Here is a 17763-nt window from a genome sequence, read left to right as displayed (position 1 = left end):
ATGAAACTCTATAGCATCTTTCATCTCAATCTGGCGTTTTCATCTATCGATGAGCAAGACCATGCTGCAGTCGTCAAAGCTTGCTACTGGCCGTTATTAACATTAGCAAAATCCGGTTACCCCATTGGAATTGAAGCGACGGTGTATACCTTGGAAGCGATAGCTAAGGTTGATCCTCTTTGGCTGAGCGAATTTACTGAACGGATTCAACATGGCGATTGTGAGTTGATTGCCAGTGGTGACTGTCAGATCATCGGCCCTTTGGTGCCCGCTGAAGTTAACCAGCAAAATCTACGTTTAGGCCAGCAAGGCTATAAAGCACTTACTGGCATGCAGCCTTCGATTGCCTACATCAATGAACAAGCCGTATCTGAGAGTCTGCTCGATATCTATTTGGATGAAGGATTTGATGCGGTGGTTGTCGAGTGGGATAACCCCTTTTCGCACAATAACAATTGGGAACATAGTGAACTCAATCGCCCAGCGACGCTGGCAACAGCCTCAGGCCGCCAGATTAAGGTGATTTGGAACCATGCGATAGGCTTCCAAAAATTTCAACGATACGCTCACGGCGAGTTGGTGTTGCAAGACTATCTCGACTATCTACAAAAAATCTCTCGCGCTGGTATTGAAGTATTTCCGGTCTATGGCAGTGATGCTGAGGTATTTGATTACCGGCCGGGACGTTATAGTTCCGAAGCCGAGAAAATTGCAGGCGAGTGGCAGCGGATTGCCGCACTGTTTCAACAAGCGGCAAACCATGGACATCAATGGTTACTGCCGAGTAAAACCTTAGTCTTGTGGCAACAAGGTCAGCCTTTGAAACTGGCGACTGCCGCTCATCCGGTCTCCGTAAAAAAGCAAGCTAAATACAATATTACCCGCTGGGGATTAAGTGGAAGAAACGACATTTTACTTAACACCCTCTGTTATAAAACTTTCGCTGAATTACGAGCAAAAGCGATCGCTACTGATGATGATTGGCGCGCCTTATGCCGACTGTGGGCCAGCGATCTGCGCACTCATTTGACAAGCACGCGCTACCAACAACTGGCACTCACAGCAGACGAAATGCCCTCGCCACAATGGCAAACGTATAACGGCCAATGTTCTGATTGGCAGATTAGTTATGATGCGGAGCGACGGCGATTATTCATCAAAACCGCATCAGTAGCATTGACGCTTAACGCCAATAGAGGGTTAGCTATTCAATCACTAGCGTTCGCTACACAGCAATTTGTGCCAGTTGTCGGGACGTTATCGCACGGTTTCTTTGACCATATTAGCTATGGTGCAGACTTCTACACTGATCATGTCGTCATTGAGCGCTTTACGCACAGAGATCGCATCACCGATTTGACACAAGTGGCGTACCAACTTTGGCAAGATGGTTCGGCGCTAATCATTAGTACCGTTATCCCCTTAAAAATTGGCAACATGACCAAATATTTTCGAATCGATGGTGAATCACTCACCTGCGGTTTTTTGTTTGATCAGCACTTACGGCCTGAAGCCTCTATTAGGCTTGGGTTTATCACCCTGCTGAACACTCAAAACCGCTGCTGGTACGATACACATTTGGGGGGAACGACTGCCGAACACTTCGATTGTAACTCAGATTTTGATCACGGAACGCCAGTATCATCCATCGTGTCGGCCAACTGCGCACTTGGTGCCACCACAGGGGAAGTTCGCATAGGTGTTGGAGATGCAGGGGTGGCATTACGCTGGGATCCGGCCGAATGTGCGGCACTGCCAATGCTTGCTAGCAAAAGCATTAATGACAGCTACCTCAATCGCTTATGGTTTTCATTGGCTGAAGCTGACGAAACATTAAAAGCCGATGGTTATCTACCAAACTTCAGATTTCATATAACCCCCTGCACTCTTACAGAGGATTCACTATGAGAGTGTTAGCCGTTGTTGGGGCTCGCCTAAATTCCAGCCGTTTGCCGGGTAAACACCTCTTATCTCTGGCTGGAAAACCGATGATCCAGCATATTTTTCAGCGACTACAACAATGTCAGCAGCTAAATACTCTGGTACTGGCAACCACCGCTGATGCATTCAACCAGCCGTTAGTCGATTGGGCCCATAACAACGCCATCTGTGTGCTGCCCTATGAGGGGAATGTTGATGATCTTATGGGCCGTATTGATGCAGTGGTCCAGCAATATAACCCTGATTATATTGTCTACATTTGCGGCGACTGCCCGCTGATTGAACCTGCATTTATTGACCATGCGTTAATGCAACTGCGTAACAGCCCCAATAAAGATACCATTCGCCTGAAAGCGGACTGCCAAAGCTTGCATGAGGGAATTGCCGTATATAGTCGCCATGGTTGGCAAAAATTATTAGCTGTAAGCACCACTGAAATGGCGCGTGAACACGTAGGTTACGGTAATAAGATAACGCCAGTACTCGATGCGCTAGAAATTGATGATTGCGCTGATTTCAGTCAGATTAAGCAACGCATATCTGTAGATACCGAAGCAGATTATCAGTTTATGAGCGAAGTTTACCGACGCTGGTATCAACATCACGACACAACAACCATTGTCAGTCTTGGCTGGGTACAACAGCAACTACTCAACGATCAGCAACTGCGGCAAATTAATCTCCATGTCCATCAGAAATTGCCCGATGTGAAATATCGCAAAGCAGTCGTATTGTGCCAAGTCAGTACATCGATTGGCATTGGTCATTTACGTCGAAGTGTTCTTCTAGCAAATGCCTTGATGGAGCAGCTTTCTATTGGCGTGCAGCTGCATATCATTGGTGAATCCAGAGAACTCCCTTGGTTAAGATCTAATCAAGCGGTATGGCACAATGACGTTACAGCGGCCTTAACCGCCGTAACAGAGCTAAAAACGGATTTATGGATCATTGATTTACATCCTGATTTTATTCCACAGCCGTTATTAATTGATTTCTGTCGTCGCGCCCAGCAACAACAGCAAAAGCTTATCGCGCTAGATAAATGTAGTTTTCTGCTCCCTTATATCGATCTGCTGTTCATTCCGTCGTTTTTCAGCAACCACACTCATCCAAAGGTTAGCGTCGGCAAAGAGAATTACCTTTTCACCCCACAAACTGCCGCTAAACAGAAGCAACTCTTAGTGCTAACTGGTGGTAGTGACGCGTTGCGTTATGGTGATTGGCTAATGGACGTTATTGATGCCAATATTCCGAGTGATATAAAGCGTATTTGGGTACAAGGTCCCTATGCTGACTCACCACGGCTCCCCGAAAATAGCGATTGGCAAATACGGCAAAACCCAGCAGATTTACCGCAGTTGATAGCGCAATCAGCAACCGTTATTAGTGCTTACGGCTTGTCACTTTTTGAAGCGATAGCGGCCCAGTCAGTAACGCTATTACTTCCGCCTAAACATCTAGTTAGCGAAGAGGAACTGGCGAGTTTACAGCAACTGCAATGCTGTTTTATCTGCAAACAATCCGTTGATATTGTCCCGGCGCTACAGCAACTATTTACGGATAACGAAGCACGACAACAAGTACTTGTTAACGCCAAGCAATTCTCCGAGAAGATTGATGGTGTTGAACGTTTTTGCGCCCAAGTCAAGCAACTGCTGGAATAGAATCGCTATGATGCAAATATATCATTAGCCATTCATTGACGAACTACAACGCATTAGCATTGAAGTTAAATAAACTGGATAAAGTTAGGCAACGCAATGAAAATTTCATATAAAACAAGCAAATGAATACTATAAGGCTAATAAAATAGAGTTTTTCTATTGGTTAACAGCGATCAAGTCACAATAAGCTGCGAAGTGAACTAGAGATATAGCAGATATCATCATCAGTTAACGAGGGGAATAGCGGCAATGTCAAAATCTCCTCATAAAACTGCTCTGCGGCTGGATAATCACCTATTTTAAAGCCTAGTTCTTGATAAAAAGGTTGTAGGTGTATCGGAAAGTAATGCACATGGACCTGAATATCAAACTGACGCATTTTATCAAATACTGTTTTACGTAATCCTAAGGGCAAACGGACAATAAATAGATGTCGCGCGCTATAGTTGCCTGCGGCAGGCTCAACAAGTGTCAATGGCAGGTTAAGCAACTGTGCTTGGTATTTTTCTGCAAGCTGATTTCGACAGCTAACAAATTCATCTAAACGTTGCATTTGTGAACAACCAAGAGCTGCTTGCAGCTCGGTCATACGATAATTGAAACCTAACAGTTGTTGCTCATAATACCAATCGCCCTCATCTGGACGAGTCAGTCCATTTTTATCTCTCACCACACCATGAGATCTGAACAAGCGCATTTTCTCTGCCAACGCGGCATCGTTTGTTGTTGCTATACCACCTTCGGCAGTAGTGATAATTTTAACGGGGTGAAAACTGAAGACGGTAATATCAGAATAGTGACAACTGCCAAGTTTCCATTCATGGTAACTGCCGCCAATACCATGCGACGCATCTTCAATGATTTTTACGCCATAGCTTCTGGCAAGTTGGGCAATTTGCTGCATATCGCAGCTATGTCCGGCGAGATGCACCGGAATAATCACTTTTGGGAGCTTACCAGCTCGTTCAGCCGCAGCCAGTTTATCAGCCAATGAGTGAACGCTCATATTACCGGTGAGCGGTTCAACGTCGACAAAATCTACGGTAGCACCACAGTAAAGCGCACAGTTAGCCGATGCTAAAAACGTGATGGGAGATGTCCATACAGAGTCGCCCGCACCAACGCCTAACGCTAAACACGCAATATGTAGCGCTGCGGTGGCATTAGTGACTGCAACAGCGTGATGCGCCCCCGTATATTCGCAAATAAGTTGTTCAAAAGCTGGGACTTTGGGGCCTTGGGTCAGAAAATCAGACTGCAATACTTCAACGACAGCGGCAATATCAGCGGCACTGATATCTTGCTTACCATAAGGGATCATGCTTCCGCTTCCATCGCCAAAATCTCATCGACGGTTAAAAAGTGGGGATTACTGCCTGAATTATATTCAAACCCTTGTTTAACCAAGGTGCCAATTTCATTAAGCGAGTTATGGCAAAAATCGTTTTCGCGACCGAAAAATTTAATGCTAGGAGTAATGACGTAATGGTCGTCAAATTCGAGCGTGTGATGCGAGTCATCCGCGGGACACATAATTTCGTGCAATTTTTCCCCAGGGCGGATCCCTACAATATGTTGTTGCTTATTCGGTCCGTATGCCGCGGCTAAATCGGTGATCCGCACCGATGGAATTTTCGGTACAAATATCTCACCGCCCTGCATGCGAGCGAAGTTCTTCAGTACAAAATCCACGCCCTGCTGCAAAGTAATCCAAAAGCGCGTCATATCTTGATGGGTGATTGGCAGCGAGTCAGCTCCATCAGCTAACAGCTGTTTGAAAAACGGCACCACCGACCCGCGAGAGCCAATAACGTTACCGTAACGCACCGCAGCAAAGCGGGTACGGCCACTACCAACAATATTATTAGCCGCAACAAACAATTTGTCTGAGGCTAACTTAGTGGCGCCGTATAGATTAATGGGGTTAGCTGCTTTATCGGTAGAAAGGGCGATCACCTTTTTAACGTTATGTGCAATGGCAGCGGCTATGACGTTTTCAGCACCGTGGATGTTGGTTTTAATACACTCCATTGGGTTGTATTCCGCCGCTGGCACTTGCTTGATTGCCGCCGCATGAATGACATAATCCACGCCATTCATCGCCTGCATCAAACGCTCGCGATCCCGCACATCACCAATAAAATAACGCATACAACTGGCGTTAAATTTTTGACTCATCTCATATTGTTTTAATTCGTCTCGGGAATAGATAATTAAACGAGCAGGACGATAGCGTTCTAACAGTGTCTTGGTGTACATCTGCCCGAAGGAACCTGTTCCACCGGTGATGAGAATTGTTTGATTATTAAACATTTATTATCAATTCCTTTTCATTTTCAGACACCCAGATATCAGGCGCTATGCATAGCGTATAATACAGATTATCGGGATAAGTATAATCTATTTATATCAAGATATTGCGAATAGCTCCGTGAATGAGTAACCAACATGCTGTCGAGGCGATCTGCCGCTTTTAGCTTAAAACAACGCGCTTTGGTAATCATTCGCGTCACTAACATCACCTAATGCCAAGATCCAGCAAGATTTAACCCCGTCCTGCAAGCATATTACGGTACACTCACTTACCATGGAGATCGCATTACTATCTTCACCTCGCGGTTTCACCCACTGCGTGCTGATGTGATAGCCTGCTTTGCACAGCCTCCAAAGAGAGTGATTGAGTAAAAATCACGCAAAAACCATCAGTTGGCGGCCTAGCTTTTGCATCAAAAAATCATTGCGCGTTACCCAAGGACCCATTATGCAATCAATCTCATCCGACGTACTGCAAACTTTTACGGTAAGTCAATTTGGCGAAGTCTACTTTCCAGCAATAAACCTGAACACGTTTGAAAAAATCAACTCCACTTCGCTATATGACCAATCCTATAAAAAGTTCTTTAAGATGAAGGATGTACTCCATATCGTAATCGGTTCAGATTCAGGATTGCTTGCTGACTATCTGCTCAACTTAGAGAAACCGCAAGGCTGCCACATCATCATTGTTGAATTAGAAGATATCACTCACCTACTTAATATCGACATCCCTGCAAAAGATAAAAATTATTTTTACACCACAACCTTTGATAAATTGCCAGAACTCTTAAACCAAGCAAACATCAGTGTCTGTATTGGTAAAGGCAACTTTATTATTCACGAGTCAAAGGCAGTACAACTCAACCATATTCCAGAATACTTAGACTTAAAATTAAAAATTCAAAAACTGGTTAGCACTAAAAAAATTGCCGAGCAGGTACAATATAATCAAAAGATTTTCATAAAAAACCAGATTTTCAATCTTGCTGAAAATTACATCCCTGCGAAAGTGCTTCGTCAAAAAGCCAAAGATGCCACCATACTGATCGCAGCGGGAGGCCCGTCTCTCGACACCTGCTTAGATTGGATAAAAAATAATAGAGATAAGCTAATAATTATTACGATTTCAAGAGTAGCGGGCAAACTCATCGCCTGTGGTATTTCTCCTGAAATTGTCGTCACGGTTGACCCGCAGCAAGTCAGTTTTGACGTCAGTAAAGATATGATGCAGTACCAAGATAAATTTTTATTGGCATCGGCATATCACACCACACCATACATCTCGGCACAGTGGACGGAAAATTTCATCTATCTCGGTGATCGGTATCCTTGGAAAGAGGAAGATAACGTCGAACTCAAACAAACAACCGTCACCAACTCTGCCATTGAGTTAGCGTTACAGCTGGGTGCTAGCCGAATATTACTGGCGGGGGTTGATCTGTGCTATTCCACGTCAGGCAAGACCCATACCAAAGGCACAAAAGAGGAAGCCGTTGGTGCCGATTTGGTCACTATTGGTGAATGGGTAACAACCTACGCTGGCGAGACAGTAGAAACCCCTGTCCAGTTAAAACTGGCTATCCAATCATTGGCAGAGCAGGCACAAAATTTAACAGACTGTGACATCATTAACTTATCAAGCCAAGCAGCAAAGATTGACAATATTTCCCATATTTCTCCAGAAAATATCGTGTTGAAAGAGAGACAAGACCATCTTAACGGTGCTATTCAAGCCATACTGACAGGCGAAAATAATAAACTTGAATCGTTAGAAAAAACAAAGAAAGAGATAACTAGCGCGCTATCGGCTATCAAAAAAATAAATGGCTATGCCGCCTCAGCAGTTGAACTATGTAACAAAAATAAATCCCATTTATCTCCACAAATCAGCAAAAAAATCGAGAAAATTGAGAAAGAGATAAACAAATCGCCGAAAAAACTATTATCGACCATTAAGATTTATGGCTTCAGCGAATTTGCAGCATTTTTAACCAGTCGTGATACTGCCGACTGGGACGATAGTTACATCAAAGAGATGAACGCCAACTATTATCAAGCGATGTTTTCAGCAACAGCAGAACTGATAACGTTGCTGGAACAAGCGATTAAACGCACTCAAGCCAGAATAGACGAGCTAGACCTGACATATCCTATAGAACAGCTTGCTACCATATGGCAAAAAGACAATACCCTAGGAAGGATATACTGCCGTGAAAAAGCGGCAAACACCATTTTGTCAGATGCTATTAGCGTAAACCTTAAAAAAAGTTATCATGATACAGTTGAGCAGTCAGCAGAGTGTTTTAGTAACCTTTTAGCTTCGGTGCGAAAGAATCACGATTTAATCACCAAAAAGATTTTCCATTTAAAAAGCCAGAATAATCATATTGGCCTTAAGCGAATGGTTGATGAACTGGCGAGAAGGCAGCAGAGCAGCGATGAATATGCAGTCGAATTTAACCTTGCCAGTGCTTACTACAGCATGATGACAGGTAACGACGCTGACGCATTAATGTCCCTACTCAATATTCCTGAGGACAAGATAGATCATATTCAACGCCGCGACATCGCCGCACTTTCGCTAAAATTGCAGCGACTCGATGTGGCTGAAAAAGCCTTGAGTGAGCTGCAACAGAACTTCGATGATTTTAAGCCGATCTATGCTCGCGTGTTGCATTTAAACAATAAATCTCAGGATGCACTCAATAGCTATCTGAACTTCTTAGATAAATATCCGCAGAATATTCCGATATTGCTCAATTTTGCAGAATTTTTAATCAGTGTGAATCAACTCACCGCAGCCAAGACTATTTTTGAGCAGGTGCTTGAGTTAGATCCGCGTAACCCGGTGGCACAACGAATGCTCAACAGCGTAGGTAACTAGCCAATGGCCTATATGAGCAATGGCTAACACTAATAGCGGTTCTTGGGTTGATCTGTATAACCAGATATAATCGCGCGATTACGTCATATCAGGAGTGTGAGCTTGTCCCTTAGTTATCAACCGTTAGACCAATACCGTCGTCGTTGGATGTTTAATCACCATGAGTTGCCTGTACCTGCGCCAGATCAACCACTCATTAAACCATTGACGCCAAAATCGGCCATGGATGTGTGGAATCGTTGGGTAAGCAATAAAAACGTCGCGCCGGATGAGTTTTCTAAAGGTGATTGGGCAACTCGCAGCAGTACTTGGCATCAAGCAGACGAGTGGCAAGCGGCATGGGATAGTGATGATAACGCCCTGCCAGAGGTCGTTAATGGATTCATCGATTGGGCTGACGATGCCACGGTGTTTTTCTGCTATGAGAAATATGACGTAATAGAAACCACTTGGGGATGCTTCAAGCGCCATTGGAAGTGTTTCCTGTTTAATGACAATGAACCGCTGTTAATCAGCAGTCAAAACCGTCAGGCAGTTTGGTTCCACCAAGATGGTATGTGTGATATTGGCTTACGCGGTTAATCAATACGAGAAACTTATGATGAAAAAACTGTTTGTTTTTTGCCTTGCTTGGCTGTCTGTCGCGTCATTTACCACCGCTGCCCGCGAAGTGGCAGATACTCAAGTTGCCGAGAGTTTACAGCTTGATGGCACGCCCGAATTAGTGCTTAACGGTGCGGGAGTACGTACTAAATTCTTTATGGATTTGTATGTCGGCGGCCTTTATTTGCCAAGCAAAACCAAGTCGGTCACCGAAGTACTGGAGGCGGATTATGCCGCTATTAATCTCACCATTTTATCGGGATTAATCACTTCCGAAAAAATGGAAGATGCGATTCGTGAAGGTTTTAATGATGCCACTCACGGCAATACTGAACCGATTGCCGCAGAGATCGAACAGTTTATTAGCTTGTTTAAAGATGAAATTAAGGTTGGCGACCAGTTTTTGTTGCTGTTCAGCAAAAAAGATGGCGTTTCTGCCTTTAAAAACCAACAACGACAAGCCACTGTGGGTAATGATACCTTCCGTATTGCACTAATGAATATCTGGCTCGGTGATGAACCAGCACAGAATAGTCTTAAAAAAGCGATGCTTGCCGCCAAGTAAGGCAATAAAAGAAGCAGTTAACCGCAAAGTTAGCTGCTTTTTCTTATGCACAATTGGGACTAAATTTGGTCCCTGTTAACGGATTCACTTTTTAGATTATTTAGTAGATTAAACTAACAAAATCTTGTGGATGGCCGATAACAGCTATACTCAACATCGAACGCATCCTGATATAGCCACAAGCGTCTAGCCTGTACTCAACTATGGCTCTGAGCTTGAACAATCAATAATTTTAATAAGAGATTAGACAATGAACTACCGCAACTGGCCCATAGCCAAACAGATAGGGACGCTGTCATTTATACTTACTATCGTCGTGTTTGGCCTGATAGGCGCCATTTCTTATAAGTCCGCAGCCAATGCACTGCGTGACAAGGCGCTGACAGGTGTGCAAGCTCAAATGCATTCAGTTGAGGACCTACTGAAGCTTCAGTACGACACCTTACTCATTCTCGCTCGCCGCAATAGTCAAGTGTTTCGCGAAATGTATCCGGGACAATTCTACAAGCCCGAGGGTAAAACCATTAACATTCTGGGCAAAGACACCCCAGCGTTGATGCAAGACCGTGAACTGATCAACTCATCTAAAAGCAAAGTTGACCGTTACGCCAAACTCACAGGCGGTAACGCAACCATTTTTGTGCGTGATGGTGATGACTTTCTGCGAATCTCGACCTCGTTAACCAAGGCTGATGGCACGCGCGCCTTAGGCACGTATCTCGGTCAAAAACACCCGGGTTATAGCAAATTAATCAATGGTGAGACCTACGAAGGTTATGCCAAACTCTTTGGCAAAGATTATATGACCATCTACCAACCGATGAAGGATCCCCAAGGCCAAGTGGTCGCGATTCTCTATATCGGTTTTGATATTACCGACTCACTGCTACAACTGCAGCAATCGATGAAGCAGCTACGCATTGAGGAGTCCGGTTACTACATGGTACTGCGTCAAGCCGATAATTCGTTGATTGCTCATCCATCGTTGCCCATCGGTAACCCAGTAGAAGCGAGTCAGTTGGATGGTTTGCCGCTGCAACAACTGCTAGCACAGCAAGACCAGATGTTTAGCTTTACCAATCATAGTGGCGACGAAATGGTGAGCCTCAGTGCAGCGATCCCCGGCTGGGATTGGCTTATTATCGGCCAAGCTAAATCGGCTGAGTTGAACGAAGAAAGCCAATTTTTGCTGTACGTCAGCATGTTGATTTCGCTGGTAGGTATTCTGGCAATCACTGCGTTGCTGTCGATGGTGTTGGTGAAAACAGTAAATCCGTTACGCCGCTTGCAAGAGCATATGGAGCAACTGGGTAAAGGTAATCTCAGTATTGACCTACCCAACATCAGCAGTGCTAGTGAAAACGAAGTTGACCGCATTAGCTATAGCGCCAGCTTGATGACGCAAAACTTGCGTAAGCTGATCCGCTCGTTATTGGATTCAGTACAAACGCTGGAAGCACAAGCGAGCACCGCGCAAAACACCGCCCGCTTAAACGGCGAAGAAGCCAAGGCACTGATGTCGCAAACCGATCAAATCGCCACGGCAATTGAAGAGATGTCTACTTCAATTAGAGATGTCGCTAATCATGCCAACCAAAGTGCGGACCAGAGTCGACAAGTGGATAGTGCCGCACAAGAAGGCCAACAAGCTTTGTTGCAAGTTGTGCATGCGCTGGAAACCTTGTCAGAGCAGTTGACCCAAAGTCACCAAGCGGTTGAAGGTGTTGCCAAAGAAAGTGAAGCCATCAACAAGATCACTGAAGTTATTAATGGCATCGCCGAGCAAACTAACTTGCTAGCACTTAATGCTGCCATTGAAGCTGCCCGCGCCGGTGAGCAAGGTCGCGGCTTTGCGGTGGTGGCCGATGAAGTTCGCACCTTGGCGAGCCGTACTCAGGCATCTATTTCTGAGATCAGCCAGACGATTCTGCAACTGCAATCTAAGGTACGAGATACTGCGTCTCGCATGGATGAGAGCCACTTGCTGGGGCAAAAATCATCGCAGCAAGGCTCTGCGGCTAATCAGCAACTTATGCAGATTGCGCAACGCATCGCTGACTTAGCCATCTCAGTAAGCAGCATTGCTAGCGCGACGGAACAACAAAGTTCGGTTGCGGCGGACGTGACTCGTAGTCTGCACGAAATCACCGACTTGGCAAAAGAAGGCGATTCCCGCGCCAACGATACAGTGCAGTCTGCCGATCAATTGGCAGAGTTGGCCACCACCTTGAAGCGCCAAATTAGCGTTTTCAAAGTGTAAAGCTAAATATTCAAAGACAAAAAAGGTGCTGATATCAGCACCTTTTTTATTGCGGTGTTCCGTCCTGAAATAGGTTTACATCAAGCGGACATCTTTACGACAACACTCATTTTCAAACCGTCAACGCAGGCAATGTGATTACACGCTGGCCTTTATGCACCGTCCTAACATGCGAGGCCTTGGTGACACCGCGCACATATCTTAGGACGGACATGACGCTTGCCGATGGCAAACTATTGCAGGTTTTCCAGCGGTACCGCTTTCATCATCACTTCGACGGTGTATTTGCCGTTGTTGATAACAGGATACTTATCGTAGGTTTGGAAAATCACTTTGTTGTTGTATTGGATTAACGACACAACCCCGTAGTTAATTTTCGAGCTGATAGTATCGGCCGGCAGAATAAATTTAAACGGCACAGGCGCACGAGCTACATTAAAGGACTTTTGCGCAATAATGACGCCCGGCGTATCTAAATCGATCACCGCAATGGTGATGGTACAACCCGGAGGTAATGCCAGTTTTTCACGGTAACCCGCGGCGCCATTAATCACTACAGGTGGATCTGGTTCAACCGTAACGCATCCCGCTACCGACAGTAGCATCACCAGCGCAAACACACCTTTAAGCAGCTTCATTAGTCATCCTTTTTTGTTTGAAGTGAGTCAGTCATTCGCATGAGTCCTTCCTGCGTACATGAAGCAATTAATCGACCTTGTTGGTCGAAGAACTGACCGCGAACATAACCTCGGCCACCGCAAGCATTTGGGCTTTCAATGGCAAATAACAACCAATCACTTAAGTTAACAGGGCGATGGAACCAGATGGAATGATCGATGGTTGCCATGCGCATACCCGGTGTCAAAAACGATACACCATGTGGCTGGGCGGCGGTAACAAGAAAATTGAAATCGGACGCATATGCCAGCAAATAATCGTGCATATCATGATCTGGTGGTACATGACCATTGGCACGGATCCACACATAACGACGCGGTTCAGTCTCATTTGGTGTCACCGGATTGAGCGGATTAACCAGTCGCATCTCAATCGGCGCATCAGCCATGAATTTTTCTAACATTTTCGGCGGGACTTTGTCTCGCAATGTCATGGCTAACTCTTGTTGGTTCAGCAAACCTTCAGGCCCTTGCACATCAGGCATGGTGCTTTGATGATCAAAGCCTTTTTCTTCCACTTGGAAAGAACAAGTCATGTAAAAAATCGGCCGACCTTTCTGCACCGCTTTCACGCGGCGGGCGCTAAAACTGCCGCCATCGCGCATGGTTTCCACGTCATAAATAATCGGGAGTTTTTCATCACCCGCGCGTAAAAAGTAAGAGTGCAACGAGTGGATATGACGATCTGCCGGTACAGTTTGCCGCGCGGCACTCAACGCCTGCCCCATGACTTGACCACCAAAAACATGGCCAAAGCCCAAATCTTGGCTCTGGCCACGATACCAACCCGTTTCAATACGTTCTAACGCCAAAAGCGACATTAACTCATCTAGCACGTGACTCATGAACAATCCTGCATCTGATATTCTCTTCGCCAAAGATTACCGCAGACCCATAACGGAATACCAGCGTTAACATTAGGAAGCGGCGAACTAGCCGTCACCATGCGCAAGAATTGAGATCCATAGCAGTTTTAGGCAGTTATCTTGCCCTGTGCTCACGCTGATAATGACGGTATTCCACCATGTTGCTATTTGAGCAATACCCCATGTTCTTTCGACGCTAATGCGGCCCATTTCACTATCTGCTCTTCTCCGCTGCGGCTCACCGACGGGTGGGGATGCGCGTTTAACCTGCTCCATGATTTTTGCAACATTTCCGGCGTGCAACGCGCAGCGGGCAAATACAAAGGTTTGGACTGAGCAATATAGGCGCGGCTGATGCTGCCTGCGGCCGCCAAGAGATGTTGCCCCGATGGCGCATCGTCGCTCATTAGATAGATAGCCGCTGCCACCGGGGTTTCCATAGAAAACATCGGCGCAACGTCCGCCGCCAGATGTTGCGATGTCATCGGGGTAAGTGCATGCGCGCACAATGTATTGACGTGAATATTGTAGTTAAGCCCTTCTTGACTCAAACAGTTAGCCAGGCCAATCAATCCCATCTTAGCGGTGGCATAGGCCGACTCAAAATAATCACCAAATAAACCGCTGGCACCTGTTAACAAGAGAATACGGCCGTATCCCTGTGCTTTCATGTGCGGCCAAAACGCGCGGCAAAGCATAAAGGCACCATCAAAATCGACATCAATTTGCCGGCGCCACTCCTGTCTTGGCATATGTTCTAACGCTTGGCTGTGATGGACGCCAGCCGCAAGCACTAGGCCATCGACTTGGGCAAAGGTCGCTAATATCTGTTGGCAAACATTGCTAATGCTGACCTCATCCGCGACATCACATTGCCAGCAAACCGCCTCAGCGCCAACCGCTTCAACGGCACATTTCACCTCCATTAAGGATTGGTTATCAATCAGCGCTAGGCTGGCACCACGCTGCGCTAAAGCGATGGCAAACGCCCTACCTAATCCGGATGCCGCGCCCGTCACCACCATAGTTCTGTCGTTAAAGCGCATGTTTGCCACTCCTATTGGCTGACCAATGTTTCAATCTGTCTATTTAGCCAGCAGGTTGCTCAACCCACCGTTTGGTGCAGGTAATACGCACGGCGTAACCCCACACTGTGGCATTGTCGCTGGCGGGACGGCTCCTTGTCCCGTGCCTGCATTCGATAAACTGCAACACAGATGTTTAAGGTCGACAGCGGCGCGAGCAAAACTTGTCAGCGCCAACGCCAAACTCATGACAAATGTGTCGTGTTCTATTGAGTATGGGGCCATTTTTTAGTTAAGGAAGGACAACAAATGTGCGCTGTTTCAAACTCTTTTACATGCATTCTTCCTGTTGTACTAACTTTCCCAACAGAAATTGTTATCCTATAACCTTAGTATTTGGTCTAACTCGCTGGTACAGAATGAACCCTTGGATCCTCGCCATCCGGCCGCGTACCTTACCTGCTGCTGCAGGTCCGCTGCTGATTGGTAATTTTCTTGCTCTTCCGCTCGACAGATTTAGCATGCCAGTGGCGATTGCCTCGATGGTGTGTGCCTTGTTGCTGCAAATTGCTGTTAACTTAGCTAACGATTATTTCGACTATCGCAACGGCATCGATACCGCTGAACGTGTTGGCCCAACTCGCGTCACCCAAAGCGGTATGATTAAACCGGAAAACGTGCGCAATGCCATGACATTTTGCTTGCTGCTGTCATTAGTTGTCGGCTCGTTTTTGATTTGGCACGGTGGTTGGCCAATTGCCATTCTGGCAGCGGCATCCATGCTGGGCGCCTTAGGTTACAGTGGTGGCCCTTACCCGCTAGCATCACATGGTCTAGGCGAACTGGCTGCCTTCGTATTTTTTGGTTTAGTCGCTGTTGTTGGCAGTTATTACCTACAAGCTGGCACTACTACTACCGCATCATGGTTATTAGGTAGCGCCGTTGGTCTGCTCAATGCGGCAATTATGCTGGTGAATAACACCCGTGATATTCGGACCGACACCCAAGCAGGTAAAAAAACACTGGCGGTACGCATCGGTGAAGCGCAAGCCAAAGTGATGTATCAAGCGCTGGTGTATCTGCCATTTGGTTTGATTATTGCGGGCTTTTTGCTGGGGCAACTACCCGGTTTCCCCGTGCTATTGGCCGGTTTGTCGCTGATTATGGCACGCAAGCTGTCGTCAGATTTTGCGCAACACTCTGGCGCATCGCTGAATCCATTATTGGGCCGTACCGCCAAACTAACAATGATGTTCAGCGCACTGTTTAGCGTGGGCTTAGTGGTTGGCGTGTAAACGCTTTTTTTACTACAAAAAAAGGCTTCCCGCGGGAAGCCTTTTTGCTAACTGGAAATGTTAGCCAATTTTCACCAACTTACGTGGCGATTCACTCCACGTGATGTGGTAGAACTCACCCGCTGGTGCATCGGTTCTTTCAAAGGTGTGCGAACCAAAGTAATCACGTTGACCTTGCAGTAGATTCGCTGGCAATACTTCACAACGCAGCGAGTCAAAGTAAGCTAACGCAGAGCTGATACACGGCACAGGAATACCATTCACGACCGCTTTGGCAACCACTTGACGCCATTGGCCTTGCAACTCGTTCAACTTAGAAGCAAAACCATCGGCCAACAGTAAGTTGCTCAGATGGTCATTCGCTTCAAACGCATCGCTAATGGTGCTGAGGAAACCAGCACGAATGATACAACCCGCACGCCAGATACGCGCGATAGCAGCGTAATCCAATTCCCAATGTTGCTCTTTAGCTTGCATAGCAATCATTTGGAAACCTTGCGCATAGGCCGTCACTTTAGCGCAGTACAATGCCGCTTCCAATGCATCGATGGTTTGCTGTTGTTCGTCAGCGCTCACTGGTGCAATGCTTGGGCCTTGCAGTGACGTTGCCAATTGCTGACGCAAGGTTTTTTGCGTGCTCATTGAACGCGCGTAAACGGCTTCAGCGATGGTTGACGCTGGGCAGCCCAGTTGCAAACTGCTTACCGCAGTCCACAAGCCGGTGCCTTTTTGGCCGGCTTTATCAAGGATGATATCAACCAAAGGTTTGTTGGTTTGGGGATCAACTTGGCGCAGTACTTCAGCGCTGATTTCAATCAGGTAGCTGTTCAATACGCCTTTATTCCAACGCTCAAACACTTCGGCGATTTGGACGGTGCTCATGCCGAGGCCGATTTGCATAAAGTGGAACGTTTCGCAAATCAGTTGCATATCGGCATATTCAATACCGTTGTGCACCATTTTAACGTAGTGACCAGAGCCTGCAGGACCGATATAAGCGGTACAAGGTTCACCTTGTTCAATCACTTCACCCGGTTGGTGACGTTCCAGCGGTTGCCCTGTGGCGCCGTCAACTTTTGCAGCAATCGCAGTGAAAATTGGGGCAATACGATCCCACGCAGCGCGATCACCGCTAGGCATCAGCGAAGGTCCAAAACGGGCACCCACTTCACCACCAGATACCGCAGAGCTAAAGAATGTCAGCTTGCCTTGGTAGTGCTTTTCACGAGCAACGGTGTCAGTCCACAGGCTGTTACCGGTATCGATAACGATATCTTCAGCAATGGCACCGGCTTCAATTAAGGCATCACAAATACTATCGACCGCTTTACCCGCCGGCACAGACAGCAAAAATACTCGTGGAGCCTTAACACTAGCCAATATCTTCGCGAGAGAGTTTACCCCGAACAAACGCTGTTCACGTCCTGTGACCTCAGAGGCCGCTTGTTGCTCTGCCGCCTGGACTTTTTGCTCGTCCAGATCAAACGCTGCAACAGAAAAACCATTATCAACAATATTGAGTGCGAGGTTTTTACCCATCACGCCCAGACCAATAACACCAATATCTGCAGCTTTTAACTCGGGTTCCATAATGTTTTCCCACCAAACTTGTGTTCACACAAAAGACAAAAATGTGCGATACATCCAATAATTAGTTCGTATATTAC

Annotated in this window: 13 protein-coding genes; 7 read left to right on the top strand and 6 right to left on the bottom strand. The window is 46.3% G+C overall.

The window, feature by feature from the left end; all coding sequences use genetic code 11:
* Both L9G74_RS08215 and L9G74_RS08210 read left to right on the top strand, forming a co-directional pair.
* Positions 1-1908 carry a polysaccharide deacetylase family protein gene (locus tag L9G74_RS08215; RefSeq protein ID WP_238895814.1) on the top strand — a complete coding sequence of 636 codons (1908 nt, stop codon included), beginning with the start codon at positions 1-3 and terminating at the stop codon, positions 1906-1908.
* Entirely contained in the window at positions 1905-3605 is a 1701-nt protein-coding gene (locus L9G74_RS08210) for a cytidylyltransferase domain-containing protein (RefSeq protein WP_238895813.1), read from the top strand. Before L9G74_RS08215 ends, L9G74_RS08210 begins: the two co-directional genes overlap by 4 nt.
* A 178-nt stretch (positions 3606-3783) precedes the next feature.
* Here the strand turns inward: L9G74_RS08210 and pseC are convergent, their stop codons facing one another.
* Positions 3784-4926, bottom strand: a complete 1143-nt coding sequence (pseC, locus tag L9G74_RS08205) for a UDP-4-amino-4,6-dideoxy-N-acetyl-beta-L-altrosamine transaminase (protein ID WP_238895812.1) — start codon at positions 4924-4926, stop codon at positions 3784-3786.
* The gene (gene pseB / locus L9G74_RS08200) at positions 4923-5918 is read right to left on the bottom strand and encodes a UDP-N-acetylglucosamine 4,6-dehydratase (inverting) (RefSeq protein WP_238895811.1); all 996 of its coding nucleotides are present in this window, start codon (positions 5916-5918) and stop codon (positions 4923-4925) included. Before pseB ends, pseC begins: the two co-directional genes overlap by 4 nt.
* 448 nt (positions 5919-6366) lie before the next feature.
* On the opposite strand from pseB, the gene L9G74_RS08195 reads away from it, so the two are divergent.
* The 4 genes from L9G74_RS08195 (at position 6367) to L9G74_RS08180 (ending at position 12233) form a co-directional block, all read left to right on the top strand.
* The gene (locus tag L9G74_RS08195; protein ID WP_238895810.1) at positions 6367-8805 is read left to right on the top strand and encodes a motility associated factor glycosyltransferase family protein; all 2439 of its coding nucleotides are present in this window, start codon (positions 6367-6369) and stop codon (positions 8803-8805) included.
* A gap of 102 nt (positions 8806-8907) precedes the next feature.
* The gene (locus L9G74_RS08190) at positions 8908-9387 is read left to right on the top strand and encodes a DUF2947 domain-containing protein (RefSeq protein WP_238895809.1); all 480 of its coding nucleotides are present in this window, start codon (positions 8908-8910) and stop codon (positions 9385-9387) included.
* A 19-nt stretch (positions 9388-9406) separates the two neighbouring features.
* Positions 9407-9973 (top strand): chalcone isomerase family protein, encoded by a 567-nt coding sequence (locus L9G74_RS08185; RefSeq protein ID WP_238895962.1) that lies wholly within the window; start codon positions 9407-9409, stop codon positions 9971-9973.
* Between the two features lie 250 nt (positions 9974-10223).
* Positions 10224-12233 carry a methyl-accepting chemotaxis protein gene (locus tag L9G74_RS08180; RefSeq protein WP_238895808.1) on the top strand — a complete coding sequence of 670 codons (2010 nt, stop codon included), beginning with the start codon at positions 10224-10226 and terminating at the stop codon, positions 12231-12233.
* A gap of 233 nt (positions 12234-12466) precedes the next feature.
* On the opposite strand, the gene L9G74_RS08175 is transcribed toward L9G74_RS08180, so the two are convergent.
* The 3 genes from L9G74_RS08175 to L9G74_RS08165 all read right to left on the bottom strand — a co-directional run bounded on the left by L9G74_RS08175 (position 12467) and on the right by L9G74_RS08165 (position 14822).
* Positions 12467-12871, bottom strand: coding sequence for a YbaY family lipoprotein (locus L9G74_RS08175; protein WP_238895807.1), 405 nt, complete (start codon positions 12869-12871; stop codon positions 12467-12469).
* Entirely contained in the window at positions 12871-13755 is an 885-nt protein-coding gene (gene tesB, locus L9G74_RS08170; protein WP_238895806.1) for an acyl-CoA thioesterase II, read from the bottom strand. Before tesB ends, L9G74_RS08175 begins: the two co-directional genes overlap by 1 nt.
* 185 nt (positions 13756-13940) lie before the next feature.
* Positions 13941-14822 (bottom strand): SDR family NAD(P)-dependent oxidoreductase, encoded by an 882-nt coding sequence (locus tag L9G74_RS08165; RefSeq protein WP_238895805.1) that lies wholly within the window; start codon positions 14820-14822, stop codon positions 13941-13943.
* Positions 14823-15220: 398 nt separating this feature from the next.
* Between L9G74_RS08165 and L9G74_RS08160 the strand changes: the two genes are divergently transcribed.
* Complete coding sequence (locus L9G74_RS08160) at positions 15221-16096, top strand: 1,4-dihydroxy-2-naphthoate polyprenyltransferase (RefSeq protein WP_238895804.1); 876 nt, start codon at positions 15221-15223, stop codon at positions 16094-16096.
* A 60-nt stretch (positions 16097-16156) separates the two neighbouring features.
* Here the strand turns inward: L9G74_RS08160 and gnd are convergent, their stop codons facing one another.
* Positions 16157-17686, bottom strand: coding sequence for an NADP-dependent phosphogluconate dehydrogenase (gene gnd / locus L9G74_RS08155; RefSeq protein ID WP_238895803.1), 1530 nt, complete (start codon positions 17684-17686; stop codon positions 16157-16159).
* Positions 17687-17763: the final 77 nt, after the last annotated feature.

The organism is Shewanella electrica (assembly GCF_022321485.1).
Lineage (GTDB): Bacteria > Pseudomonadota > Gammaproteobacteria > Enterobacterales > Shewanellaceae > Shewanella > Shewanella electrica.
The sequence above is the reverse complement of the archived record's forward strand: the minus strand, read 5'-3'. Positions and strand labels throughout refer to the sequence as shown.